The 21,914-nt window shown below is 61.0% G+C and carries 24 protein-coding genes, 1 tRNA gene and 1 pseudogene; 17 read left to right on the forward strand and 9 right to left on the reverse strand.

Annotated features, from left to right (window positions below):
- Positions 1 to 191 precede the first annotated feature (191 nt).
- From QZ571_RS08885 to QZ571_RS08895, 3 genes are read left to right on the forward strand one after another with little or no spacing between them, the layout of a single operon-like run.
- Positions 192 to 1,562 (forward strand): formimidoylglutamate deiminase, encoded by a 1,371-nt coding sequence (locus QZ571_RS08885; RefSeq protein WP_295533600.1) that lies wholly within the window; start codon positions 192 to 194, stop codon positions 1,560 to 1,562.
- 2 nt (positions 1,563 to 1,564) lie between these two features.
- Entirely contained in the window at positions 1,565 to 2,275 is a 711-nt protein-coding gene (locus tag QZ571_RS08890; RefSeq protein WP_295533602.1) for a GntR family transcriptional regulator, read from the forward strand.
- Positions 2,265 to 2,399: a hypothetical protein gene (locus QZ571_RS08895; RefSeq protein ID WP_295533604.1), complete on the forward strand. Its 135-nt coding sequence runs from the start codon at positions 2,265 to 2,267 to the stop codon at positions 2,397 to 2,399. Before QZ571_RS08890 ends, QZ571_RS08895 begins: the two co-directional genes overlap by 11 nt.
- A gap of 170 nt (positions 2,400 to 2,569) precedes the next feature.
- On the opposite strand, the gene maiA is transcribed toward QZ571_RS08895, so the two are convergent.
- Positions 2,570 to 3,187: a maleylacetoacetate isomerase gene (maiA, locus tag QZ571_RS08900; protein ID WP_295533606.1), complete on the reverse strand. Its 618-nt coding sequence runs from the start codon at positions 3,185 to 3,187 to the stop codon at positions 2,570 to 2,572.
- Complete coding sequence (locus tag QZ571_RS08905; protein ID WP_295533608.1) at positions 3,184 to 3,645, reverse strand: MarR family transcriptional regulator; 462 nt, start codon at positions 3,643 to 3,645, stop codon at positions 3,184 to 3,186. The genes maiA and QZ571_RS08905 overlap by 4 nt, the downstream gene beginning before the upstream one ends.
- Positions 3,646 to 3,797: 152 nt before the next feature.
- Between QZ571_RS08905 and hmgA the strand changes: the two genes are divergently transcribed.
- From hmgA to QZ571_RS08945, 8 genes are all read left to right on the forward strand, one after another.
- Positions 3,798 to 5,159 carry a homogentisate 1,2-dioxygenase gene (hmgA, locus tag QZ571_RS08910; RefSeq protein WP_295533610.1) on the forward strand — a complete coding sequence of 454 codons (1,362 nt, stop codon included), beginning with the start codon at positions 3,798 to 3,800 and terminating at the stop codon, positions 5,157 to 5,159.
- A complete protein-coding gene (fahA, locus tag QZ571_RS08915) occupies positions 5,156 to 6,391 on the forward strand; it encodes a fumarylacetoacetase (protein ID WP_295533613.1) in 1,236 nt (411 codons plus the stop codon). Before hmgA ends, fahA begins: the two co-directional genes overlap by 4 nt.
- A gap of 18 nt (positions 6,392 to 6,409) precedes the next feature.
- Complete coding sequence (locus QZ571_RS08920) at positions 6,410 to 7,360, forward strand: MBL fold metallo-hydrolase (RefSeq protein ID WP_295533614.1); 951 nt, start codon at positions 6,410 to 6,412, stop codon at positions 7,358 to 7,360.
- Positions 7,361 to 7,393: 33 nt separating this feature from the next.
- Positions 7,394 to 8,947: an FAD-dependent oxidoreductase gene (locus tag QZ571_RS08925; RefSeq protein WP_295533616.1), complete on the forward strand. Its 1,554-nt coding sequence runs from the start codon at positions 7,394 to 7,396 to the stop codon at positions 8,945 to 8,947.
- Entirely contained in the window at positions 8,944 to 9,186 is a 243-nt protein-coding gene (locus QZ571_RS08930; RefSeq protein ID WP_366929944.1) for a DUF2783 domain-containing protein, read from the forward strand. Before QZ571_RS08925 ends, QZ571_RS08930 begins: the two co-directional genes overlap by 4 nt.
- Positions 9,187 to 9,253: 67 nt before the next feature.
- Positions 9,254 to 10,291, forward strand: a complete 1,038-nt coding sequence (locus tag QZ571_RS08935) for a TRAP transporter substrate-binding protein (protein ID WP_295533618.1) — start codon at positions 9,254 to 9,256, stop codon at positions 10,289 to 10,291.
- A complete protein-coding gene (locus QZ571_RS08940; RefSeq protein ID WP_295533620.1) occupies positions 10,288 to 10,734 on the forward strand; it encodes a TRAP transporter small permease in 447 nt (148 codons plus the stop codon). Before QZ571_RS08935 ends, QZ571_RS08940 begins: the two co-directional genes overlap by 4 nt.
- A complete protein-coding gene (locus tag QZ571_RS08945) occupies positions 10,731 to 12,044 on the forward strand; it encodes a TRAP transporter large permease (protein ID WP_295533622.1) in 1,314 nt (437 codons plus the stop codon). The genes QZ571_RS08940 and QZ571_RS08945 overlap by 4 nt, the downstream gene beginning before the upstream one ends.
- Here the strand turns inward: QZ571_RS08945 and QZ571_RS08950 are convergent.
- Positions 12,041 to 12,502: a MarR family transcriptional regulator gene (locus QZ571_RS08950; protein ID WP_295533624.1), complete on the reverse strand. Its 462-nt coding sequence runs from the start codon at positions 12,500 to 12,502 to the stop codon at positions 12,041 to 12,043. The genes QZ571_RS08945 and QZ571_RS08950 overlap by 4 nt on opposite strands.
- A gap of 111 nt (positions 12,503 to 12,613) precedes the next feature.
- Between QZ571_RS08950 and QZ571_RS08955 the strand changes: the two are divergent.
- Positions 12,614 to 12,808, forward strand: a pseudogene (locus tag QZ571_RS08955) (aldehyde dehydrogenase family protein); the annotation flags it as partial.
- A 258-nt stretch (positions 12,809 to 13,066) separates the two neighbouring features.
- A complete protein-coding gene (locus QZ571_RS08960) occupies positions 13,067 to 13,318 on the forward strand; it encodes an aldolase/citrate lyase family protein (protein ID WP_295533626.1) in 252 nt (83 codons plus the stop codon).
- Positions 13,319 to 13,336: 18 nt separating this feature from the next.
- Here QZ571_RS08960 and QZ571_RS08965 read toward each other — a convergent pair whose 3' ends face one another.
- Positions 13,337 to 13,792 carry an Lrp/AsnC family transcriptional regulator gene (locus QZ571_RS08965; protein ID WP_295533647.1) on the reverse strand — a complete coding sequence of 152 codons (456 nt, stop codon included), beginning with the start codon at positions 13,790 to 13,792 and terminating at the stop codon, positions 13,337 to 13,339.
- A gap of 130 nt (positions 13,793 to 13,922) precedes the next feature.
- On the opposite strand from QZ571_RS08965, the gene hppD reads away from it, so the two are divergent.
- The gene (hppD, locus tag QZ571_RS08970; protein ID WP_295533628.1) at positions 13,923 to 15,017 is read left to right on the forward strand and encodes a 4-hydroxyphenylpyruvate dioxygenase; all 1,095 of its coding nucleotides are present in this window, start codon (positions 13,923 to 13,925) and stop codon (positions 15,015 to 15,017) included.
- A gap of 1,161 nt (positions 15,018 to 16,178) precedes the next feature.
- Here hppD and QZ571_RS08975 read toward each other — a convergent pair.
- The 4 genes from QZ571_RS08975 to QZ571_RS08990 form a co-directional block, all read right to left on the reverse strand.
- Positions 16,179 to 16,252 (reverse strand) — tRNA-Gly (locus QZ571_RS08975).
- Positions 16,253 to 16,369: 117 nt separating this feature from the next.
- The gene (locus QZ571_RS08980) at positions 16,370 to 16,936 is read right to left on the reverse strand and encodes a fasciclin domain-containing protein (RefSeq protein WP_366929945.1); all 567 of its coding nucleotides are present in this window, start codon (positions 16,934 to 16,936) and stop codon (positions 16,370 to 16,372) included.
- A 191-nt stretch (positions 16,937 to 17,127) separates the two neighbouring features.
- Entirely contained in the window at positions 17,128 to 19,149 is a 2,022-nt protein-coding gene (locus QZ571_RS08985; protein WP_295533630.1) for an ASKHA domain-containing protein, read from the reverse strand.
- 131 nt (positions 19,150 to 19,280) lie between these two features.
- Positions 19,281 to 19,823 carry a peptidoglycan-binding domain-containing protein gene (locus tag QZ571_RS08990; RefSeq protein ID WP_295533632.1) on the reverse strand — a complete coding sequence of 181 codons (543 nt, stop codon included), beginning with the start codon at positions 19,821 to 19,823 and terminating at the stop codon, positions 19,281 to 19,283.
- Between the two features lie 187 nt (positions 19,824 to 20,010).
- Here QZ571_RS08990 and QZ571_RS08995 point away from each other — a divergent pair, with 187 nt between their 5' ends.
- Entirely contained in the window at positions 20,011 to 20,334 is a 324-nt protein-coding gene (locus tag QZ571_RS08995) for a 2Fe-2S iron-sulfur cluster-binding protein (RefSeq protein WP_295533634.1), read from the forward strand.
- Complete coding sequence (locus tag QZ571_RS09000; protein ID WP_295533636.1) at positions 20,334 to 21,092, forward strand: VCBS repeat-containing protein; 759 nt, start codon at positions 20,334 to 20,336, stop codon at positions 21,090 to 21,092. Before QZ571_RS08995 ends, QZ571_RS09000 begins: the two co-directional genes overlap by 1 nt.
- 2 nt (positions 21,093 to 21,094) lie before the next feature.
- Here the strand turns inward: QZ571_RS09000 and QZ571_RS09005 are convergent, their stop codons facing one another.
- Complete coding sequence (locus QZ571_RS09005) at positions 21,095 to 21,364, reverse strand: DksA/TraR family C4-type zinc finger protein (RefSeq protein WP_295533637.1); 270 nt, start codon at positions 21,362 to 21,364, stop codon at positions 21,095 to 21,097.
- 191 nt (positions 21,365 to 21,555) lie between these two features.
- Between QZ571_RS09005 and QZ571_RS09010 the strand changes: the two genes are divergently transcribed.
- Positions 21,556 to 21,914 (forward strand): ACT domain-containing protein (locus QZ571_RS09010; RefSeq protein ID WP_295533639.1); only part of this gene is annotated, 359 nt, incomplete at its 3' end.

Raw genomic sequence — 21,914 nt, forward strand, 5'->3', positions numbered from 1 at the left:
CCTTCCCCAATTGCCGCGATGCGCCCGTTTTCGATGTGCAGCCACCCGTTGAAGGCGCGATTTTCGTTATCTGCGGTGCAGGGAACGAGGGCGGCATTGGTGAGGGTGATCTGGGTCATGGGCTCGATTCGCGCTTGATTTGAAATTAATATGTATGCACATAATAAACCTGTCAACACGGAGGTTGGATCATGCAAACGATCTGGGCGCGCAGGGCGCTGGTGATGAATTCCTGGGCAGAATCGGTAAGAATTGATCTGAATGAGAATGGCCGGATCGCCGCCGTGACCGCAGGCTCCGACTGCCCTGCGCATGCCAAACGCGTGCAAACGCTGCTGCCCGCGCCCGCCAATCTGCATAGCCACGCCTTTCAACGCGCGATGGCAGGGCTGTCCGAGCGGCGCGGCAGGGATCCGCAAGACAGCTTCTGGACGTGGCGGCAATTGATGTATCGCTTTCTCGACCGTCTGACCCCCGACGACATTCAGGCGATTGCAGCCTTCGTGCAGATGGAGATGCTTGAGGCGGGCTATGCCACCAATGTCGAGTTCCACTACCTGCATCACGCGCCCGACGGTCGCCCCTATGCCGATCTGGCCGAGATGGCCGGGCGGATCGTGGCGGCGGCGGCGCAAACCGGCATTGGGCTGACGCTGTTGCCCGTGCTTTACAGCTATGGCGGGCTGGATCGGCGCGCGCTTGTCGCGGGGCAGGATCGTTTCGGCAATGCTCCCGAGCGCTTTGCGCGCCTTGTCGAGGGCGCGCGCGCCCATGTCGCGGGGCTTGGGGCCGATAGCGGGCTGGGCATTGCACCCCATAGTTTGCGCGCGGTTGATGCGGCAGGGCTTCAGGCCGCGATCTCGCTTGCCGGGACCGCGCCGATCCACATTCACTTGGCCGAGCAGGCGGCCGAGGTTGATGAGGTGATGGCCGCCACTGGGCGTCGCCCCGTCGAATGGCTGCTTGAAAATGCCCCCGTCGATGCGCGCTGGTGTTTGATCCATGCCACCCAAATGCTGCCCGCCGAGACCGAGGCGCTTGCCGCCACGGGCGCGGTTGCCGGGTTGTGCCCGATCACGGAATCGAGCCTTGGCGACGGGATCTTTGACGGCGTGCGCTGGCGCGCGGCGGGGGGCGCGTTCGGGATTGGCTCGGATAGCAATATCCGGATTTCGCTGAGTGAAGAACTGCGCACGCTCGAATATTCGCAACGCCTGCGCGATCACACGCGCGCCGCGCTGGCCGATACGGATCGCTCGACGGGGCGGGTGTTGTTTCAAGGCGCGGTCGAGGGCGGTGCGCAGGCGGCGGGCCGTGCCAGTGGTGCGATTGCCGAGGGGCTTTGGGCGGATTTGCTGGCGCTTGACGATCTGGGGCCGGATGGGCAAGGGAAGGCCGGTGACACCCTGCTGGACACCTGGATTTTTGCGCGCGACGATCATTCGGTGCGCGATGTCTGGTCGGCGGGGCGTCATGTGGTGCAAGATGGACGCCATATTCAACGCGATGCGATCATGCCCGCCTATGCGCGGGTCATGCAACGACTGGGGCAAGAGGTGTGAACGTGACAAAGGGGGATGGGCCCGTCAGTTCGGTCAGTTGGCAGTCGATCCGCGACACGATGATGACGCGGATCCGCGCGCATGATTACGCCCCCGGCGAGCTGATCCCGAACGAGGTCGATCTGGCCACGGAATTCGGCTGCGCGCGTGCCACCGTCAACCGGGCGTTGCGCGATCTGGCGACCTCGGGGTTTTTGGATCGACGGCGCAAGGCGGGCACGCGGGTGCGCGAGGCGCCTCGGCGCAAGGCCACGCTCACCATCCCGCTGACCCGCGCCGAGGTCGAGGCCAGTGGCGCGCGCTATGAATATCGCCTGCTGGAGCGAGGCGTCGAAGTGCCGCCGCCTGCGGTGCGCGGAAAGCTCAAACTTGCGGGCGACGAACGGTTGCTGCACGTCAAGAGCTTGCATCTGGCAGATGACGTGCCGCATATGTTTGAAGACCGTTGGATCGTTCTGGATACTGTGCCTGAAATCGAAGCCGTCGATCTGGCGAAAACCAGCCCCAACGTGTGGCTTGTGCGGCATGCCCCTTACACACATGGCACGATGGAATTCTTGGCCGAAACCGCGGGGGCGCGCGCAAAGCATTTGATTTGCGCCGCCGATGATCCAGTTTTGACGATGCTGCGGGTCACATGGCTTGATGCGTCCCCGATCACATTTGCCAGACAAACCTTTTCGCCGTCGCACCGGATGCGCCTTGAGTTATGACGTCGCGGGGCAGCCTGACGAGATTGGCAGCGCGCGCGAGTTGCGCAACCAAGAGGGGCGTCGACTGGGTGGCGGCATGATGCCACCGCCGGATCGTCGCGCGTGCCAAGCTTCGATTGTCTGACGTCCGCGCCTACCTGGCGGGAACCCGCATCGTTTTGCCCGCACGTGCGCTTGAGGGGTTTGGAGCCCTCAGCTTTTTTGGCGAGGCGCAAATCGGCCCCCCATTTTCCGACGCCAGATTTTGCCTCTGATCCGATTTCTCAGGCATGCCGGCCCAACGGGCCGTTTGACCTAATGGGGTGTCTTGTCGGGATGCGCTTCGGCAAAGGCTGGCAGGGTTTCAAGCTGGCCTGCGATACGGCGAAGTTTGGGCATCGCGCTAAGATCGACCTCCCAGCGCCGGGCATTGTAGATTTGCGGCAAGAGGCACAGATCGGGCAGGGTGACGCGTGCTCCCGCACAATAGGGGCCGTCTTCTACCATTGCCTCGACCGCTTCAAGGCCGGGTCCGATAAATGCCTGCATCCAGCCCTTCATCGTGATTGCGCCTTGAGACTGCTCAATAGCGTAATTCGCGACGCGCAGGTTGCAAATGGGGTGGATGTCGATTGCGATGGCCTGAGCGAGGGCACGCAGGCGGGCACGTTCTGACGCGGTGCCGGGCAATAGACCCAGCGCGCGCGTCTCATCAAGATATTCAATGATCGCAAGCGATTGGGTGAAGATCTGACCGTCGATTTCAAGCGCAGGCACCAGTCCTTGCGGGTTTCGCGACAGATGCTCGGCGCTGCGTTGTTCGCCTTTGACAAGGTCGATCGACACGCTTTCCCATTGCAGCCCCGCCAACCCAAGCGCGATGCGCACACGGTAGCTCGCCGAGGAACGCCAGTAATCGAAGAGTTGGATCATGCGGTTTTCTCGCTGTTCAATAGCTGCGCCAGCGCGTGGCGAAACCCGTTCAGGTCGGCGCCTAGCAAGCCTTCAAGCTGGCGCTGATAGTCAAGCGCGCGGGGTAGCAATCGCGCCATCAGCGCACGACCTTGATCCGTCAGGCTAAGCGCCACAAGCCGCCCGTCCACCGGATCGGCGCGCTTTTCCACCAGCCCCGCCGCTTCAAGCCGTGCCGCCGCGCGACTGACCTTGGATTTCTCCATTGAAACGCGCCGTTCGATATCGCGCACCGAGACCCGCCCGCTGTAAGAAAGATGCACCATGACGCGCCATTGCGGGGTGCTTAAACCGGAATCGCGATAGATATCCGCGAGGTCGCGACTGAGTTTCTGGGCCGCTTCTGCCAGCAAGTAGGGCAGGAAACCATCCAGTTCAAAATCTGGTAAAACAGGTTTTATTTCAATGTCTTGTTCCATGAATCCTGCATCATTTCATGCTATCTGTTGACGTCAGTTGAATATCAAACCTGTTGCAAATGCAACAAATTTCTTGACATCGTTGCGCATGCAACGAAAGATCGCCTCAAGCATCCCGAGGGGAGTCGGGACGATGAGACGGAGGAGTTCAGATGAGTGATCAATCTTTGCCCCAAGGCATGACGCGCGCCAGCGGCGGCACTGGGCCTCATGCTGGCTACATGCCCGGTTTTGGCAATGACTTTGAGACCGAGGCGCTGCCGGGCGCGTTGCCGCAAGGCCAGAACAGCCCGCAGAAATGCGAATACGGGCTTTATGCCGAGCAGCTTTCGGGTACGGCCTTTACCGCGCCGCGCGGGCAGAATGAACGCACGTGGTGCTACCGCATCCGGCCTTCGGTGAAGCATACCGGGCGCTTTGCAAAGATCGACGTGCCCTATTGGAAATCCGCACCCAACGTGGATCCCGACGTGATCAGTCTTGGCCAATATCGCTGGGACCCGGTGCCCCATACCGAAGCCGATTTGACGTGGCTGACGGGGATGCGCACGGTCACCACGGCGGGGGATGTGAACACGCAAGTCGGCATGGCCAGCCATATCTATCTGGTCACGCAATCGATGCAGGACGAGTATTTCTTCTCCGCCGATAGCGAGCTGTTGGTTGTGCCGCAAGAAGGCCGGCTACGGTTTTGCACCGAGCTGGGCATCATTGACCTTGAGCCCAAGGAAATCGCAATTATCCCGCGCGGGCTGGTCTATCGCGTCGAGGTGCTTGAAGGGCCCGCGCGCGGCTTTGTCTGCGAAAACTACGGGCAGAAATTTGATCTGCCGGGTCGTGGCCCGATTGGCGCGAACTGCTTGGCCAACCCGCGCGACTTCAAATGTCCGGTCGCGGCCTTTGAAGATCGCGATGCGCCTAGTCGTGTCGTCATCAAATGGTGCGGTCAGTTCCACGAGACCTTCATCGACCACAGCCCGCTTGATGTGGTGGCGTGGCATGGCAATTACTGCGCCTATAAATACGACCTGCGCACCTATAGCCCGGTCGGTGCGATCTTGTTTGACCATCCCGATCCCTCGATCTTCACCGTGCTGACCGCGCCGTCAGGGCAAGAGGGCACCGCCAATATCGACTTCGTGCTGTTCCGTGAGCGCTGGATGGTGGCCGAGCACACCTTCCGCCCGCCGTGGTATCACAAGAACATCATGTCCGAGATGATGGGCAATATTTACGGCATTTATGACGCCAAGCCGCAGGGCTTCGTGCCCGGCGGCATGAGCCTGCACAACATGATGCTGCCCCACGGGCCCGATCGCGCTGCGTTCGAACATGCCAGCAACGAGCCGATGAAGCCGGTGCTGCAAGATAACACGATGCAATTCATGTTCGAGACACGTTTCCCCCAGCATCTGACGGCTTTCGCCGCGACAGAAGCGCCCTTGCAGGACGACTACATCGATTGCTGGGACAGCATTGAAAAGAAATTCGACGGAAAACCGGGGACCAAATGACGGATGTGAAAAGCTGGGTGGCGTCTGCGAATGGCGACACGGACTTCCCAATTCAGAACCTGCCTTATGGCGTGTTTGACGATGGGCGCGGCGCGCGCATGGGTGTGGCGATCGGCGATCAGATTCTTGATCTTGGCGCGGTGGATCACGGTCTGGATGCGGCGCTGTTTGTCGAGCCTGCCTGGAACCGCGTCATGGAGGCCGGGCCGCAGCTTTGGGCCGATTTGCGCGCGCGCTTGATCGCGTTGCTGTCAGACGAGGCGCATCGCGCAGCCGTCGAGCCGCATCTGGTTGCGCAATCGCAGGCCAAGATGCTGATGCCGTTTCGCGTCATGGAATATACCGATTTCTATGCGGGCAAGTACCATGCGATGAATGTTGGCACGATCTTTCGCGGGGCGGAAAATGCGCTGCCCGCGAACTGGCTGTCGATCCCGATTGGCTATAACGGGCGGGCCTCGTCGGTGGTGGTGTCTGGCACGCCGGTCACGCGGCCTTGGGGGCAGGTGAAGGGGCCAAATGACGATCTGCCGCGCTTTGCGCCTTCGGCCCGCTTTGACATCGAACTGGAATTTGGCGCGATTGTCGGACAGCCCTCGCAAGGGATGATCTCGGTGGCGCAGGCCGATGAGATGATCTTTGGCTATGTGCTGCTCAATGACTGGTCGGCGCGAGATATCCAGGCTTGGGAATATGTCCCGCTTGGGCCGTTTCAGGGCAAGGCGACGGCCACCACGATCTCGCCTTGGATTGTGACCCGCGCCGCGCTGGCACCGTTCCGCATTGCAACGCCTGAGCGTGAGCGCCCGCTGCTGCCTTATTTGTCCGAGCCGGGGCCGATGAATTACGACATCGCGCTTGAGGTTGCCCTACAACCCGAAAACGGGGCCGAGACGGTGATTTCGCAGACCAATACGCGCGAACTCTATTACTCGGCCGCGCAACAGTTGGCCCATCACACCAGCTCTGGCTGTGCGATGCGGGTGGGCGATCTGCTGGGATCGGGCACGATTTCGGGCGTGACGCCGGATAGTCGCGGCTCGCTGCTGGAAATGTCTTGGTCGGGCAAGGAACCGCTGGAATTGCCGGACGGCACGACGCGCAGCTTCATCGAGGATGGCGACACGCTGACCCTGCGCGGGGCGGCGCAAGGCAATGGATACCGCATCGGGTTTGGCGATTGCGCGGGGCAGATCCTGCCCGCCGCCGATCTGCCCGATTGGGCGAAATAAGTCAGAAGGAACAGGCACATGGCCAAGGCATTCGCATCGCAAGGCGATATGGAAGACAAAAAGATCAGCTTCACTGAGGTTGGCGAGGGGCTTTATGCCTTTACCGCCGAGGGCGATCCCAATACGGGCGTCATCATTGGCGATGAAAGCGTGATGATCGTCGAGGCACAGGCCACACCGCGGCTTGCCCGCAAGGTGATTGAATGCGTGCGCTCGGTCACCGACAAGCCGATCAGCCATCTCGTGCTGACCCATTATCATGCGGTGCGGGTGCTGGGGGCCTCGGCCTATGGCGCGCGTGAAATCATCATGTCGGATGTGGCGGGCGCGATGGTCGAAGAGCGCGGCCAAGAAGATTGGGACAGCGAATTCGGCCGCTTCCCGCGCCTGTTTCAGGGCCATGAGGAAATCCCTGGCCTGACGCGCCCCACCACCACCTTCTCTGAAATGATGACCGTCTATCTCGGCAAACGCCGGGTGGATATCATGAAGCTCGGGCGCGCCCATACGGCGGGCGACGCCGTGATCTGGGTGCCCGATCAAGAGGTGATGTTCACTGGCGATATCGTTGAATATCACTCGGCCTGCTATTGCGGCGACGGGCATTATAACGACTGGGCAGAGACGCTGGAAAATATCGCCGCGTTTGAGCCCAAAGCGATTGCACCGGGTCGCGGTGATGCGCTTGTCGGCGAGGAAAAAGTGGCGCAGGCGCTGGAAAACACCGCCGATTTCGTTCGCTCGACCTACAAGCCGGTGGAAAAGGTCGTGGCACGTGGCGGCTCGCTGAAAGAGGCGTGGGATGCGGTGCGTGCAGCCTGCGACCCGAAATTCGCCGATTACGCGATCTACGAGCATTGCCTGCCGTTCAACGTGGCGCGCGCCTATGACGAGGCCCGTGGCATCGACACTCCGCGCATCTGGACGGCCGAGCGTGACCGCGAAATGTGGGACGCGCTGCAAGGCTGAGCCGCGCGCAGGGGAGTCGGGGAGGAGGACCCAATGCCATATGATTACAAACCGTTCGACTATGTTGCGCCGCGCGGGCTGAACACGCCCGAGCCGCGTCACAAGGTGATCATCGTGGGCGCGGGGCCGATTGGCCTCGCCGCCGCGATCGAGCTGGCCAATCATGGTGTCGGCTCGGTCGTGCTGGATGATAACAACGTCGTTTCCGTCGGCAGCCGCGCGATTTGCTGGTCGAAGCGCTCGCTGGAGATCCTCGACCGTCTGGGCGTGGGCGAGACCTGCGTGCAAAAGGGCGTGACCTGGAAAGTCGGGCGCACCCATCACGGCGCGCGCGAGGTGTTCAACTTTGACCTGCTGCCCGAGGACGGCCACAAGATGCCCGCCTTCGTGAACCTGCAGCAATATTACGTTGAGGAATACCTCGTTGCGCAGGCGCAGGCCAATCCGCTGATTGATCTGCGTTTCAAGAACAAGGTGACGGGGCTAGAGCAACAGGACGATTGCGCGCGCGTCAGTATTGAGACGCCCGATGGCGCGTATTCGCTTGAGGCAGACTATCTGCTGGCCTGCGACGGGGCGCGCTCGCCGATCCGGCAGATGATGGGGCTTGAGTTTGAGGGCGTCCTGTTTGAGGAACGCTTTCTGATCGCCGATATCGTGATGCAGGCCGATTTTCCGCCCGAACGCTGGTTCTGGTTTGAACCGGAGTTCCATGCGGGTCAGTCGGCGCTGCTGCACAAGCAACCCGATGATGTTTACCGCATTGATCTGCAACTGGGCTGGGAGAGCGACCCCGAGGAAGAACGCAAACCCGAGCGTATCATCCCGCGCATCGAAAAGGCGCTGGGGCACGGCAATTTCACACTCGACTGGACCTCGATCTACACCTTCCAGTGCCGGCGGCTGAAGGAATTCGTTCATGACCGGGTGATCTTCGTCGGTGACAGCGCGCATGTCGTCTCGCCCTTTGGCGCGCGCGGCGGCAATGGCGGTTTGCAAGACGTCGACGCTTTGGGCTGGCGGTTGGCGGCGGTGCTCAAGGGTGAGGCTCCGGTCGCGCTGCTGGCAGGCTATGATGCGGAACGCACCCACGGCTCGGACGAAAACATCACCAATTCCAGCCGCACCACGCGGTTCATGTCGCCGCGTGACGGGGCCGAACGCTGGTTCCGCGATGCTGTTTTGGCGCTTTCCGAGCATGCCGAATTCGCCCGGCCGATGGTCAATTCCGGGCGGCTTTCGGTGCCCTGCACCTATCCGCTCGAGGCAGCCCCCGATTGCGTGCACATGCCTGCGCCATCGCGCCCCGGTTCGGTCGCCCCCGATGCGCCACTGGGCAATGACTGGCTGCTCTCGCAACTCGCGGGGGGCTTCACGCTGTTGGCGATTGGCGTCGCAGCGCCCGAAGGGTGCGGGATGCGTGTGCTGGAACTGCCCGAGACCCCCGAGCTGCGCCAACGCTATCTGGGGCAGGCGGGGCAGGCTTTGTATCTGATCCGGCCCGATCAAATCGTGGCAGCGCGCTGGGCCGAGGCCGACGCGGATACGATCCAAGCGCAACTTGCAGCGATCACGGAGGGGCGATGATGAGCCTGATTACGCAACTCAATATGCAAGATCACGACGGGATTTATGAACGGCTGATCGCGGCACATCATGGGCTGAACGAGACGCAAAGCGCTGCGTTCAACGCCCGCCTGATCCTGATCTTGATGAACCATATCGGCGATGCGCAGGTGCTTGAGGACGCCTTCGAACTGGCAGGTCGTGCCGGACAAGCTGCAGCTGAAAGCGCAACACCGCGCCCGATTTCGACAGGCGTTTGACGCGTTGAGACAACAAGAGGAAGCGCGAAATTTCGCGTGAATTCATCATTCAGGGGAGGAAACGATGATGAGTAAACTAACCAAACGGGCATTCCTGGGAACGGCCGCGATGGCGGGCGCAGCCCTTGCGTTGCCGGCAATTCCGGCGCGCGCTGATGGCGTCGATCTGGTGCTGTCGAGCTGGCTACCGCCGCGCCACCCGATTGTCGTGGATGCAATCAAGCCCTGGGCCAAGGATATCGAGAAAGCCACCGAAGGCCGCGTGCGCATTCGTGTGCTGGTCAAGCCGCTCGGCTCGCCGCCGTCGCATTTCGATATGGCGCGCGATGGCGTTGCCGATATCACCTACGGTCTGCACAGCTTTACCCAAGACGACCGGTTCAAAAACTCCCGCGTCGGTCAGTTCAGCTTCTTGGGCAAGGATGCGGTGGCGATGTCGGAAGCCTTCTGGACGGTCTACACTGAAAAGCTGGGTGCCGATAAGGAACACGCTGGCACGCATCTTTTGGGTCTGTTCAACCACGGCCCCGGCATGATCCACAACAACAAGCGCCCGATCAACAAGATCGAGGATTTGCAGGGTCTCAAGATGCGCGTTCCGGGCGGTTATATCGCCGATCTGATGAGCCATTTCGGTGTCGAGACGATTTTTACGCCCTCAGGTGAGGTCTATGAGAAACTCTCGCGCGGCGTCGTTGACGGGGTGACTTTCCCCTATGATGCGATTGCCTCGTTCAATCTTGCCGATTACCTGAAATACACCACGACCATTCCGGGCGGCATCTACAACACCACCTGGTTCCTCGTGATGAATTCGGGCAAGTGGGACGCGATCTCGCCCGCCGATCAAAAAGCGATCAACGACCTGTCCGGGCTGGCCTTTGCAACGCGTGTGGGCAAGGCATGGAACGGCGCAGACGATCGTGGCAAGGCGGCGGCTGAAAAGGGTGGCATGGTTGCCGAGACCGCGCCTGCCGGGGTGCTGGACGCGATCAAATCGCAGGCCGCTGTGCTGGAAGGCCAGTGGTCCGATGGGCTGGACAGCGCCTATGACGGGCGCGCAGCACTGGCCGAATTCCGCAAGATGACGGGCGTGTCCGTATGATTGCACGCGTCCGCTTCATTCTTGAGGCGATCGCAGCGGGTCTGGTGACGGGGTTGATCCTCGTCACCTGCATCGACGTGATTGGCCGCTATGCTTTCAATAACCCGCTGACCGGCGCGTATGAGATTACGCAGGTGCTGCTGGGCGCGCTGGTCTTTGTGGCTATGCCGCTGACCACGGGCAAGGGCGGGCATGTCGAGGTCGATCTGCTGGTGCCGCTTCTGCCCGCTGTCGTGCAACGCGCGCTTGCGCGGATCGGGGGGGCAGTCGCGGCGCTGGTCATGGCGTATTTCGCGTGGCGGCTTGTGATCCTGACGCAAGACCAGTTCCACACACAACTCGCAACATCGGGCCTCGGGATCAAGCTTTGGTATCTGGGCGTGATCGGCAGTCTTAGCTTTGCTGTCTCCGCGGTGGTCGCGATCCTTCGGAGGCCCACATGACGATCTCTCTTATCGCGCTTGCCATACTGCTGGCGCTGGTATTTCTGCGTGTCCCGATTGCGTTTGCGATGGCGCTGGTGGGTGGTGCTGGCTTTGCCGCGATGCGGGGCGTTGACGCTGCGGGGTCGATGGTGGGCAGCGCGGTGTTCGAGACCGGGATGAACTATTCGCTTTCGGTCGTGCCGCTGTTTATTTTTATGGGCAATGTGCTTGCCGGGTCAGGCATTGCGAGCGGATTGTTCACTGGCGCAGATCGGGTCTTCGGGCGCATGCGCGGCGGGCTGGCGATGGCCACGATCCTGTCTTGCGGTGGGTTCTCGGCGGTGTGCGGCTCGTCCTTGGCCACGGCGGCCACGATGTCGAAAGTGGCGATGCCTTCGATGCGCCGGTTTGGCTATCATGACAGTCTCGCCACCGGGTCGATTGCGGCCGGGGGCACGCTGGGAATTTTGATCCCGCCTTCGGTGATCATGATCATCTTTGGCCTGCTTACCGAAAGCGATATCGGCAAGTTGTTCATCGCGGGCATCGTGCCGGGCATCTTGGGAATTGGTCTGTATCTGGTTGCGGTGATGGTGGCGGTGCGCCTGAAACCGGAACTCGCCCCTGAAGTGCGTAAACCCGTCGCGATGAAGCGCACCGATATCGTCGGCGTGCTGGCAACTCTGGCGCTGTTTGTCTTTATCATGGTCGGCATTTATGGCGGGTTCTTCACCCCGATTGAGGCGGCGGGCATGGGCGCTGCTGCCGCTGTTGTCATCGCGGCGGCGGTTGGGGGGCTCAGGCGCAAGGCGCTATGGGGCGCGTTGATCGACGCGGCAATTGCCTCGGCGATGATTTTTGCGATTGTGATCGGGGCTGAAATCTTTGGCAATTTCATCACCTTCGCAGGGCTGCCCGATGCGCTGGCCGATTTGGTCAATAACCTTGGCCTTGGCGGCTATGAGGTGATCATTCTGATCGTGCTGATCTACATGGTGCTCGGCATGGTGCTCGAAAGCCTGTCGATGATCTTGCTGACCGTGCCGATTTTCTACCCGCTGATTTACCAGCTCGATTTCGGTTCGGGCATTTTGTCGAACCCCGATAACGCGTTGATCTGGTTTGCGGTGATCGTGGTCGTTGCAACCGAGATTTCACTGATCACGCCGCCGGTCGGGATGAACGTGTTCGTGCTGCGCTCGGTGCTGCCGGACGTGCCACTTTCGACGATGTTTCGCGGGATCTTGTGGTTCTGGGTGGCCGATATCGTGCGCATCACGCTGATCGTGGCCTTCCCGATCATCTCGCTCTGGCTGGTGGGCGGTTAGCGCGGGGCAGACGGGTCTTGGCGCGTCTCGATGTCCAGTTCGAGCGTCTCGATCAGGGAATTGACGCCCTGTTCAAGCGCCTCGCGCTTAGCGGTTGGCATGGCATCCAGCATCGCTTGTGCACGCGCGTTCACCTTGCTGCGGGCCTTTAGGTAAAGGGCGCGCCCGGTTGCAGTGCATTCATATTCGCGCAATCGGCGGTCGCTGTCGGGTATATGGCGCGCGATCAGTCCCTTGGCCTCAAGGCGCGCGGCGGCCCGGCTGACCTGCACCTTATCAAGCGTCGTGCGCCGGGCGATGTCGAGCGAGCTAATGCGACCGACCCCGTCGAGGATGGACATCAAGCGCCATTCTTCGCGCGAAAGGCCGAATTCGCGCGCATACACATCTTGCAGATTGCGCGAGAAGGCCTCGGCCGCGATGGCGAGGCGATAGGGGAAGAACTCTTCTAGCTTCATGCGAAATCCGATCTATGCGCAGCTATCTTAAAGGATTTCATTTGAAATGAAACGATCAACGTCAGCGCTTTGTTGGGTTTAGCGATATCAAGGCGATCACCTTTGTGGGCGAAAGCCGAGGCGCTTGCCAATGACGTGCAATACGGGCTGGCCGCGTATCTGTGGACGAATGATCTAAGCCGCGCGATGCGGATGACCGATGATCTACAGGCGGGGATGATCTGGGTGAATTCTGAGAATGCGCGCGATCTTCCCGCGCCCTTTGGTGGGATGAAGGCCAGCGGCATCGGGCGCGAGAGAGGTGATTGTGTTCGGCAAGGCGGGGCGCCGGATCGCTCTGGTGCCCTCGGGCCGTGGCTCGTGCCGTTTCGCGACGCCGCGGAGCTTGATGACATCGCGCTGACCACGCGCAGATCGGCCTGCTCATCCTGCGCCACCCCGAAATGACGCTGGAGGATACTTTTGCGATTCACTCCGCACAAATAGTGCGAAAATTGGCGCAGGGGCAGTGTAAGCCATCCGGTCGTTCGGGGGCGCGATGACAACCGCGCGGGGATCAAGCAGATGCTGAATATCGGCCCGGCTGCTCTGGCGGCCGATATGGGGTATCTCGGAAATTCCGACGCGCCTGAGGTGCAGGCGGCTGTGCGCGATGCGCTGACCCGGATTCGCGCGGGCGGCAAAGCGGCGGGCATCCTGACCTCGGATCGCGCGCTGGCGCAAAGCTATCGCGACATGGGCGTCGAATTTCTGGCCGCTGGTTCGGATGTGGGCACGCTCGGCGCTGGACTGCGCGCATTGCGCGGCGCTTTTTAAGCACGGGCGACGCAGCGCCTAAATTGGCAGCGGCGCGTCTTGCTTGAGCTGGTTCATGACGATCTGGCTTTGCACGCGGGCGACCGTGGTATGCGCCAGCAGCACCTCATGGATCAGCCGGTGCAGGGCGGACAAGTCAGCGCAATAGACCCGTAGCAGATAGTCTGCCTCGCCCGTCAGCGTCCAAGCCGACACGACCTCGGGTTGCAGCGCGATGAGGCGTGAAAAATTCTGCGCGGCCTCGGCCCCGTGACGCGTCATTTGCACCTGCACAAAGGCCTGCACCGCCAAGCCCAGCCGCTCGGCATCGAGTTTCGCCCCATAGGCGCGGATCAGCCCGTCTGCCTCAAGGCGCTGCCGCCGCCGTCCGATCTGGCTTGCCGACAGGTTAAGACGCTCGCTCAGCTCTTGCGAGGTCAGTTGCGCGTTTTGTTGCAGCTCCGCGAGGAGGCGTTTGTCGATGTCATCCAGCATGCGTAAAAAATGCATCTTTTATTCAATGACCGCAAGTTACACGCGTATTGGGCATGACAATAATCAATTTTGCGCAAACCACGCGGGCGTCGGGGGGTAATCTGAAACCAGCGAACAGGAGGAGAAACCCATGGGACCATTTCCGCACGATGCCCCGCAAGCCAAAATTTCTGATGAAAACCCCGCCGGCACCGACGGGTTTGAATTCGTCGAATTCGCCCATCCCGACCCGCAGGAGCTGCGCGATTTGTTCGCCAAGATGGGCTATGAACATGTGGCTACGCATAAAGCCAAACCGGTCGAGCTTTGGCAGCAGGGCGATATCACCTACATCATCAACGCAGATCCCGACAGCTTTGCTGCGCGCTTTGTGGACGAACATGGCCCCTGCGCACCGGCAATGGGCTGGCGCGTGGTGGATGCGCAGCACGCGTTCGATCATGCGGTGAAGATGGGCGCAGAGCCTTATGAGGGCGCTGACAAAACGCTGGAATGGCCCGCCATTCGCGGCATCGGTGGCAGCTTGATCTATTTCACCGATCAGTATTACGCCACCTCGCCCTATAATGAGGAATTCAACTGGCTGAAGACGTCAAAGCCGAAGGGCGTTGGGTTTTACTATCTCGATCACCTGACCCACAACGTCTTCAAGGGTAACATGGACAAGTGGTTCCACTTCTACGGCGATCTGTTCAACTTTCGCGAAATCCGGTTTTTCGACATCGAGGGCAAATTTACCGGGCTGTTTTCGCGTGCGTTGACGTCGCCTTGTGGGCGTATCCGCATCCCGATCAACGAAGATCGCGGCGAAACCGGTCAGATCGTATCCTATCTCAAGAAGTATAAGGGCGAGGGGATTCAGCATATCGCAGTCGGGTCTGAGGATATTTACGCCAGCACCGATGCGATCGCCGAGCGCGGTATTCGCTACATGCCCGCACCGCCCAAGACCTATTACGACCTGAGCTATGACCGGGTGACGGGGCATGAAGAGCCGGTTGATCGGATGATGAAACACGGCATCCTGATCGACGGGGAAGGCGTGCTGGGGGGCGGTGAGACAAAGATTCTGCTGCAGATTTTCTCGAAAACGGTGATCGGACCGATCTTCTTTGAGTTCATTCAGCGCAAAGGCGATGACGGCTTTGGCGAGGGCAACTTCAAGGCGCTGTTTGAATCGATTGAGCGCGAGCAAATCGAAAGCGGCGAGTTGGTCGCTGAATAGCGCGAAGGCTCGAGAGAGCGCTTTAAGTGTGACTGGCATGCAAAGCGCCCATCACTATTGGAGGCATAGGGGCCCAAAATCGATCCGCTTTTGGGCCCCTATAGGGAGAGACGCTCCCCAAGTCGGCTGACATGTTTCGCTGTGCACGAGCCATCCTCATGCGCCATCCTCGGTGAACATGCGAGCGCTGCCCGGTCGGATGCCCTTCGTCATCGGGATGACGCTTGTTGAGACCTGCGATGGGGCGATGCCGCGTTTCCGCGCTCGAACCTGATCGGAACCCTGGACACCCCCGAAGGCGTCCTTCACGACGCGGTCACGTCTTCCATTTCAAGTCTCAGCGTGTCGTCTCCGAGCCGATAATCGACCCTGAGCTTCTGGTCATGCTCCTGCATGGAATGGCGCTGTTGGGTTCTGCTCAGAGCAAGCCCCTTTTTCTGATGAACAACGGAGGGCGGCTGCAGCAGAAATTGCTCAAATGGCTTCGAAAACCTGAGCGCGAAGCCGGTCCGTTTTTTCTATCACGGAGTTGCAACGAAAGGATATCGCTCCCAAAGTCGACCTTGAGGCTGCTGAGGCTAAAGAGGCTGGCCACTCATATTCCTGCAGACGGCCTTATCAAGGACGCTGCTAGAACATCTCGGGCGATCCATATGACCCGATATGTGATGAAGATTATCATCGCGATCAAGGTGCTCGCCGGCTTGACGTATTTTATTAGGCAATGAGCTTTGTCCCCTCACGGGCGTTCAAAGCAACTCCGCTTTGCGCACCGATAGCTCGAACGGTGCGGGATATCCCTGACACGGCGCATATCTTGCCTAAGAATGATCCTGCTGTGGGAAAAACGGACCAGAATTTACGGCAATGCTGCTCTAGCGCGAATATCAGTTCCCCACGTGAGGTCGAAAGCCTGCGACAGGGGCGATGCGCCCGGTCGAATTTCGGCGCGAGCCGTCGTGATTGTCATCTGTTGGGGCGGCAGAGACGAATCTTGAGGAAACAAGCCCATGCTTTGGGACTTTCGTCGGAACTCTTCGGAAGAAAAGGTCGCTTCACTTCCCGAAATGGCCCCCGACGCCGTCCCCGATCAAAACCAGAAAAGTAAGCGAGAAAGCTGATTTGTGCATATAAATCAGCCGTGTATGTCGTTGATTCGCTTGGAGCGGGTAGCGGGAATCGAACCCGCGCGTTCAGCTTGGGAAGCTGACAGGCTACCATTACATCATACCCGCATGGCGCGCGAGACAGGTATGACAGCCGCGCGCCCCGGTCAAGGGGGATCGCGCAGCAAAACGCCCGGACGGCAATGGGGCCATCCGGGCGCAAGATGTCAGCCTGAGGAGGGCAACTTACATCTTGGGTAGCATCACGGTGTCGATGACATGGACCATGCCGTTGGATTGTTTGACATCAGCGACCTCAACGGTGGCAATATCGCCCTTGGGATCCTTCAGCATCACCTTGCCGTCTTTCATCATCGCGGTCAGGTTGCACCCGCCCAGCGTTTCGATGGTGGCTTTGCCTTTGCCCATCTCGATGGTTTTGACGATGTTCTCAGCGGTGATCACACCTTTTGCGACGTGGCAGGTCAGGATGTGGGTCAGCATCTCTTTGTTCTCGGGCTTCACGAGATTGGCAACAGTGCCGGCGGGCAGCTTGTCAAAGGCAGCATTGGTCGGCGCGAAGACGGTGAACGGGCCAGGGCCTGCCAGCGTGTCAACAAGACCAGCAGCTTTGACCGCCGCCACCAGCGTGGTGAGGTTCGGCGCCGCCGAGGCATTCGCCGCAATCGGTTTGTTGGCGAACATTTCCGCACCGCCCACCATCGGGTTCATGTTTTCTGCGAAAGCCGGGGCGGCCAGCGCAATCGAGGCGGCAATCATCGGGGCTGCGAATTTGCGGAACATATTGGTCATAGGTCTCTCCCTAGTATGAGGCAGGATCATTCCCGCCGTGATGCTAGGGTTACGAGACCTCCTGCCAAAGCTGATCACTTTGCGAACATCACGAAGACGTGAGAAGCTTCGCAAGCCCCACTTTCACATTCATCTAGCCAGAAATACTCCGGGGGGCCCGCAGGGCGGGGGCAGCGCCCCCCTCTGCGCGATCAGCCGCGTCGTCTGCGCCGCCTGCCACCACCCTCGTCGCCTGATCCCCCGGTGTTGAAACTCACATCGGGCAGGGGCGCGATCTTGCGCAGTTCAGGGAAAGGCGCGGTGGCGTGGGGCAGGGCGTTGGCGGCGACGAAATGCTCTTGAAAGCGCGGCTCAATCGCGGTTTCGACCTTGGTGATGCGTTTCACCTGCGCCTCAATCGCGCGCCTCGCCTTCACCGAACACAGCGCCATGCGCGCGCCCGTTCCCGCCGCATTGCCCGCCGAACTAACCGCGCTTAGCGGTGCATCCGGAATCATGCCTAGCACCATCGCGTGTTTCGGGCTGATATGGGCCCCAAACGCCCCCGCCAGAACCACACGGTCGACCACATCCACCCCCATCTCATCCATCAACAGCCGCGCGCCCGCATAAAGCGCGGATTTCGCAAGTTGAATGGCGCGGATGTCGCCTTGGGTTACGGTGATGCGCGGGCCGTCGGGGCTGGCGTCATGGATCAGATATTCATGGGTGCGCCCATTGGGCAAGCAGCGCGCGCTGCCCACCTGCGCCGCCGATCCGATCAGCCCTGATGCATCCACGATCCCCGCCATGCGCATTTCGGCGACGGCCTCGATGATGCCCGAGCCGCAAATCCCGGTGATCTGGGGCGTGCCAAAATCGGGATCGGTGGACCATAGATCGCTGCCGATAATCTTAAAGCGCGGCTCTTTCGTTTCGGGGTCGATCTCGATGCGCTCAATCGCACCGGGGGCGGCGCGTTGACCGCTGGAAATCTGCGCGCCCTCAAAGGCGGGGCCAGTGGGCGAGGAGCAGGCCAGCACGCGGGTCGAATTGCCCAGCAAGATCTCGGCATTGGTGCCAACATCAACGATCAGCGACAGATCCTCGCGGGATTCCGGGGCCTCGGACAGTGCCACGGCGGCGGCATCTGCCCCCACATGGCCCGCGATCAGCGGCAGGATATAGACGCGCGCACCGGGCGCTGCATCAAAGCCCAACTCGCGCGCGGGCAGGTCCATGCTGTCTGACGTTGCCAGCGCAAAGGGCGCCTGACCCAATTCGACCGGATCAATCCCCAGCAGCAGATGGTGCATCACTGGATTGCACACCACCGTCGCCTCGACGATCTCGCCTGTGTCGATCCCGGCCTCGGCTGCCAGTTCGCGCGCCAGCTCGCCCATCGCGTCGCGCACGACCTGTGTCATCTCCACATCGCCGCCGGGGTTCATCATCACATAGGACACCCGGCTCATCAGATCTTCGCCAAAGCGGATCTGCGGGTTCATTTGCCCCGCGCTGGCTAGCACTCGGCCGTCATCCAAAGACACCAGATGCCCCGCGATCGTGGTCGATCCCAGATCAATCGCGATCCCGTAAAGCGAGGTCTCGCGCAGGCCGGGATAGAGCGCCGTCAGACGCGGCCCGTCGCCTTGATCGTGCACGGCAACGGTAACCTTCCAGCCTCCCTTGCGCAGCACGGGCTGAAGCGCGCGCAGCATCTCGCGATCCGCGCGCAGCCCCGCAATCCCCCACTGGCTTTCCAGCGCATGGGCCAGACGTTGAAAATCGCCCTCGGGAGCGTGCATGTCAGGTTCGGCCACCTCGATGAAACAGGCGCGCGTGGCCGGGTCCATTTCCATCACGCGCTCAGACGCCGCCTTGCGCACCACCTGCTTGTGGACCTGACTTTCGGGGGGCACGTCGATCACGACATCGCCCATGATCTCGGCCTGACAGCCCAAGCGCCGTCCCGGTTTCAACCCGCGCACCCGGTCGTAACGCTCTTCAACCGAATTGATCGGCGAGAGCGCATCTGCGTCCACATGCAGCCCGTGCTTGGGGAAATCACCATAACCGGGCGAGCATTGGCATTTGGAACAAATCCCGCGCCCGCCGCACACCGAATCCAGATCGACACCCAGTTTGCGCGCCGCCGCCAAAACCGGCGTGCCGCGCGCCACGCGGCCCCGCTTGCCCGAGGGGGTAAAGATCACCTGTACATCATCGGTCATGTCGCGCTCCTGCCCGGTCTCGTCCGGGTCTGTCCCGGGACTTGCCCCTGTTCTAGGGCGTGCGCGCGCAACAGCAAAGCCCGCAACCGACGCGGCGGCCCCAGAAATCGTCATCATCTTCATGAGGGGGGTTAGGGCGTGTAGATATACAAACCCAATTCCTGCGCCGCGCGCAAACTCAGCGTCGGGCTATCCAGCCCGCGCGGCCCCTGATAGGCGGTAATCGCGCGCCCGGTGGCAGGGTCCAGCTTGCCATCGGCGCGGCCATGATACAGGCCCCGCGCCGCCAAGGCCCGCTGCACCATTGCCACGAATCCCGGCGTCAGATCAGACGAGCACATGGCGCGGAAATAGCGCGGCTTGCCAGCCTCGATCATGCGCTGCGCGCTCATCTCACGATAGATTGCGGGCTGGGTGATTGCGCCGGTTTTCGGATCGCGCTGCTCGGGCACGACCTGCACCTGATCGGTCACGGTTTCGACCTGCGCGGGGGTGTTGATCTGGGCGTAACAATTCTTGGAATCGGGCGCGGGGGCCTTGGCGGAGATCTCGGAAAGCAGGCTTTTGGGCGGCGGACGTTTGGGCGCGCCGGAAGAGGTCTGCTGACAGCCCGCGAGCGTCAGCGCCGCCATCAGCAGGGCAGCTTTCACGCCGTAACTAAGTCTGTGATGCACCGATGCGACCTCCGTCAACTTGCGCGCGAGACTACAAGACTGGGCGCGCGCGGCAATCCCCCGTGAACGCGCCGCTTCCCGCGCGCGCAGCCATCGCCCTCTGGTCAAACTGGGCAAAGCACCTTAGATCGAAGGACGCCCGGTCGTATTTCGGGCAGAGCAATCAACGACAAAGAGGCCTGCTAACATGGCAAAGATCACCTATATCGAACATACCGGCACCCGTCACGAGATCGAGGTAAAGCCCGGCATGACCGTTATGGAAGGCGCGCGCGACAATGGCGTGCCCGGCATTGATGCAGATTGCGGCGGCGCCTGTGCCTGCTCGACCTGCCATGTTTATGTCGATCAGGATTGGGTCGACAAGCTGCCCGCCAAGGATTCCATGGAAGAGGATATGCTCGATTTCGCATGGAATCCCGATCCGATGAAATCGCGCCTGACCTGTCAGATCAAGGTCACCGACGCGCTGGACGGGCTGATCGTCAATATCCCCGAAAAGCAAATCTGATGCGCGCGGCGGCGATCCTGGCGCTTGCGCTGATCGCCGCTGCTTTTCCTGCGTATGCGGAGTTGTCCGCTACCGCGCATTTTGCCAATCCCACCGAGCGTTACGGGCACGGCGCGCTTGGGCCGGGGCATGAATTTGAGAGTTTGCGCATCACCGTGCGCCGTTCGACGGGGGACGGCAAAGGTCTGTTCTCCGGCGCGACGAATTTGACCTATGACCTCACGCTTGGCCCTGATCTTGTCTGGGAAGACACCGCGCCGCGCGTGATGGATCTCGATGGGGACGGCGTGCCCGAAATCATCGTGGTGCAGTCAAGTCTGTCGCAGGGATCGCGGTTGGTTGTGCTGACCTTGGGCAATGGCAAACCGGTTCTGGCCGTTGATGGACCGTTCGTGGGCGAGCGCAATCACTGGCTGTCCGTCATTGGCGCGGGCGATCTGGATGGCGACGGGCGTCCTGAGATCGCGCTGATCGATGCGCCCCATCGGCTGGGCAAGCTGGTGATCTATCGCTACGGGCGCGGGAAGCTGACCGAAGTGGGGCGCGGTGGGGATGTCTCCAACCACCATTACGGAGCCGATCATGCGCTGGGCGGTCTACGCGATTGCGCGCAACAGCCCGAAATGATCGTGGCAAGTTTCGACTGGTCGCGCCTTGTTGCTTTGCGGCAGAGCCCTGATGGGCGCGTGACGCGTCGAGAGCTTGGGACCGATACATCGCCCGCTGCCTTCGACGCGGCCCTTTCCTGCAAAATCTAGGCCTATTTCAACTGGCTGTCTTTCGATCCCCGCCGGTTGATCCCGCCACGCCCGCGATTTTTCGCATCGCGTTCGCTGGCGCAGTCCACGCATAGCTTGACGCCGGGAATGGCGACGCGTCGGGCCTCGGGGATCTCTTCGCCGCATTCGGCGCAATAGGCCAAGCTGTCGCCCACGGGGCCGCGCTGCGCCTTGAGGCGCGCCAATTCGTCATTGATCGAGGCTTCGATCTGCTCGCTCACCGCGCCGTCTTTTGCCCAGCCGCCTGCCATCTTTCACCTCCGTTTGCTTTCTCATAGATATGGCGGCAAGGCCCGCAGGTCAAAACGCGCCCCGCGCCCCGCGCGCCGCTTTTTAGTGCCGCGCGGTCGTATTCCCCTCAGCCAAGGGGGTGCGAAACCCCGATTGTGGCTGCAACCTCTGCGCGCTAGAGATTTGCGCAGATTGTGAAAGGACCGCCCCCATGACCCAGACCGCCTATGTTCTCACCGTGGCCTGTCCCTCGACGCGCGGCATCGTTGCGGGCATCGCGAATGTGCTGGCCGATCAGGGCTGTAACATCACCGACTCGCATCAATACGACGATCCCAAGACGGGGCAGTTTTTCATGCGCGTCAGTTTCGTGTCCGAAAAAGGCGTCGCGGCCGAGGCAATCCGTGCCGCCTTCACCCCGCTGGCCGAGCGTTTCGAGATGGATTGGGCGGTGCGCGATGCGAGCCACAAGGTGAAGGTCATCCTGATGGTGTCGAATTTCGGCCATTGCCTGAATGATCTGCTCTATCGCTGGCGCATCGGCGCGCTGCCGATCGAGATCGTGGGCGT

The sequence above is a fragment of the uncultured Thioclava sp. genome, from assembly GCF_913064665.1.
Classification (GTDB): domain Bacteria; phylum Pseudomonadota; class Alphaproteobacteria; order Rhodobacterales; family Rhodobacteraceae; genus Thioclava; species Thioclava arctica.

Bases quoted from the DNA above. Each gene is read 5' to 3' on its own strand.
- QZ571_RS08885 (WP_295533600.1), top strand. From the start codon at position 192: ATGCAAACGATCTGGGCGCGCAGGGCGCTGGTGATGAATTCCTGGGCA.
- maiA (WP_295533606.1), bottom strand. From the start codon at position 3,187: ATGATCCAACTCTTCGATTACTGGCGTTCCTCGGCGAGCTACCGTGTG.
- QZ571_RS08905 (WP_295533608.1), bottom strand. From the start codon at position 3,645: ATGGAACAAGACATTGAAATAAAACCTGTTTTACCAGATTTTGAACTG.
- hmgA (WP_295533610.1), top strand. From the start codon at position 3,798: ATGAGTGATCAATCTTTGCCCCAAGGCATGACGCGCGCCAGCGGCGGC.
- fahA (WP_295533613.1), top strand. From the start codon at position 5,156: ATGACGGATGTGAAAAGCTGGGTGGCGTCTGCGAATGGCGACACGGAC.
- QZ571_RS08920 (WP_295533614.1), top strand. From the start codon at position 6,410: ATGGCCAAGGCATTCGCATCGCAAGGCGATATGGAAGACAAAAAGATC.
- QZ571_RS08925 (WP_295533616.1), top strand. From the start codon at position 7,394: ATGCCATATGATTACAAACCGTTCGACTATGTTGCGCCGCGCGGGCTG.
- QZ571_RS08930 (WP_366929944.1), top strand. From the start codon at position 8,944: ATGATGAGCCTGATTACGCAACTCAATATGCAAGATCACGACGGGATT.
- QZ571_RS08935 (WP_295533618.1), top strand. From the start codon at position 9,254: ATGAGTAAACTAACCAAACGGGCATTCCTGGGAACGGCCGCGATGGCG.
- QZ571_RS08940 (WP_295533620.1), top strand. From the start codon at position 10,288: ATGATTGCACGCGTCCGCTTCATTCTTGAGGCGATCGCAGCGGGTCTG.
- QZ571_RS08945 (WP_295533622.1), top strand. From the start codon at position 10,731: ATGACGATCTCTCTTATCGCGCTTGCCATACTGCTGGCGCTGGTATTT.
- QZ571_RS08950 (WP_295533624.1), bottom strand. From the start codon at position 12,502: ATGAAGCTAGAAGAGTTCTTCCCCTATCGCCTCGCCATCGCGGCCGAG.
- QZ571_RS08960 (WP_295533626.1), top strand. From the start codon at position 13,067: ATGCTGAATATCGGCCCGGCTGCTCTGGCGGCCGATATGGGGTATCTC.
- QZ571_RS08965 (WP_295533647.1), bottom strand. From the start codon at position 13,792: ATGCTGGATGACATCGACAAACGCCTCCTCGCGGAGCTGCAACAAAAC.
- hppD (WP_295533628.1), top strand. From the start codon at position 13,923: ATGGGACCATTTCCGCACGATGCCCCGCAAGCCAAAATTTCTGATGAA.
- QZ571_RS08980 (WP_366929945.1), bottom strand. From the start codon at position 16,936: ATGACCAATATGTTCCGCAAATTCGCAGCCCCGATGATTGCCGCCTCG.
- QZ571_RS08985 (WP_295533630.1), bottom strand. From the start codon at position 19,149: ATGACCGATGATGTACAGGTGATCTTTACCCCCTCGGGCAAGCGGGGC.
- QZ571_RS08995 (WP_295533634.1), top strand. From the start codon at position 20,011: ATGGCAAAGATCACCTATATCGAACATACCGGCACCCGTCACGAGATC.
- QZ571_RS09000 (WP_295533636.1), top strand. From the start codon at position 20,334: ATGCGCGCGGCGGCGATCCTGGCGCTTGCGCTGATCGCCGCTGCTTTT.
- QZ571_RS09005 (WP_295533637.1), bottom strand. From the start codon at position 21,364: ATGGCAGGCGGCTGGGCAAAAGACGGCGCGGTGAGCGAGCAGATCGAA.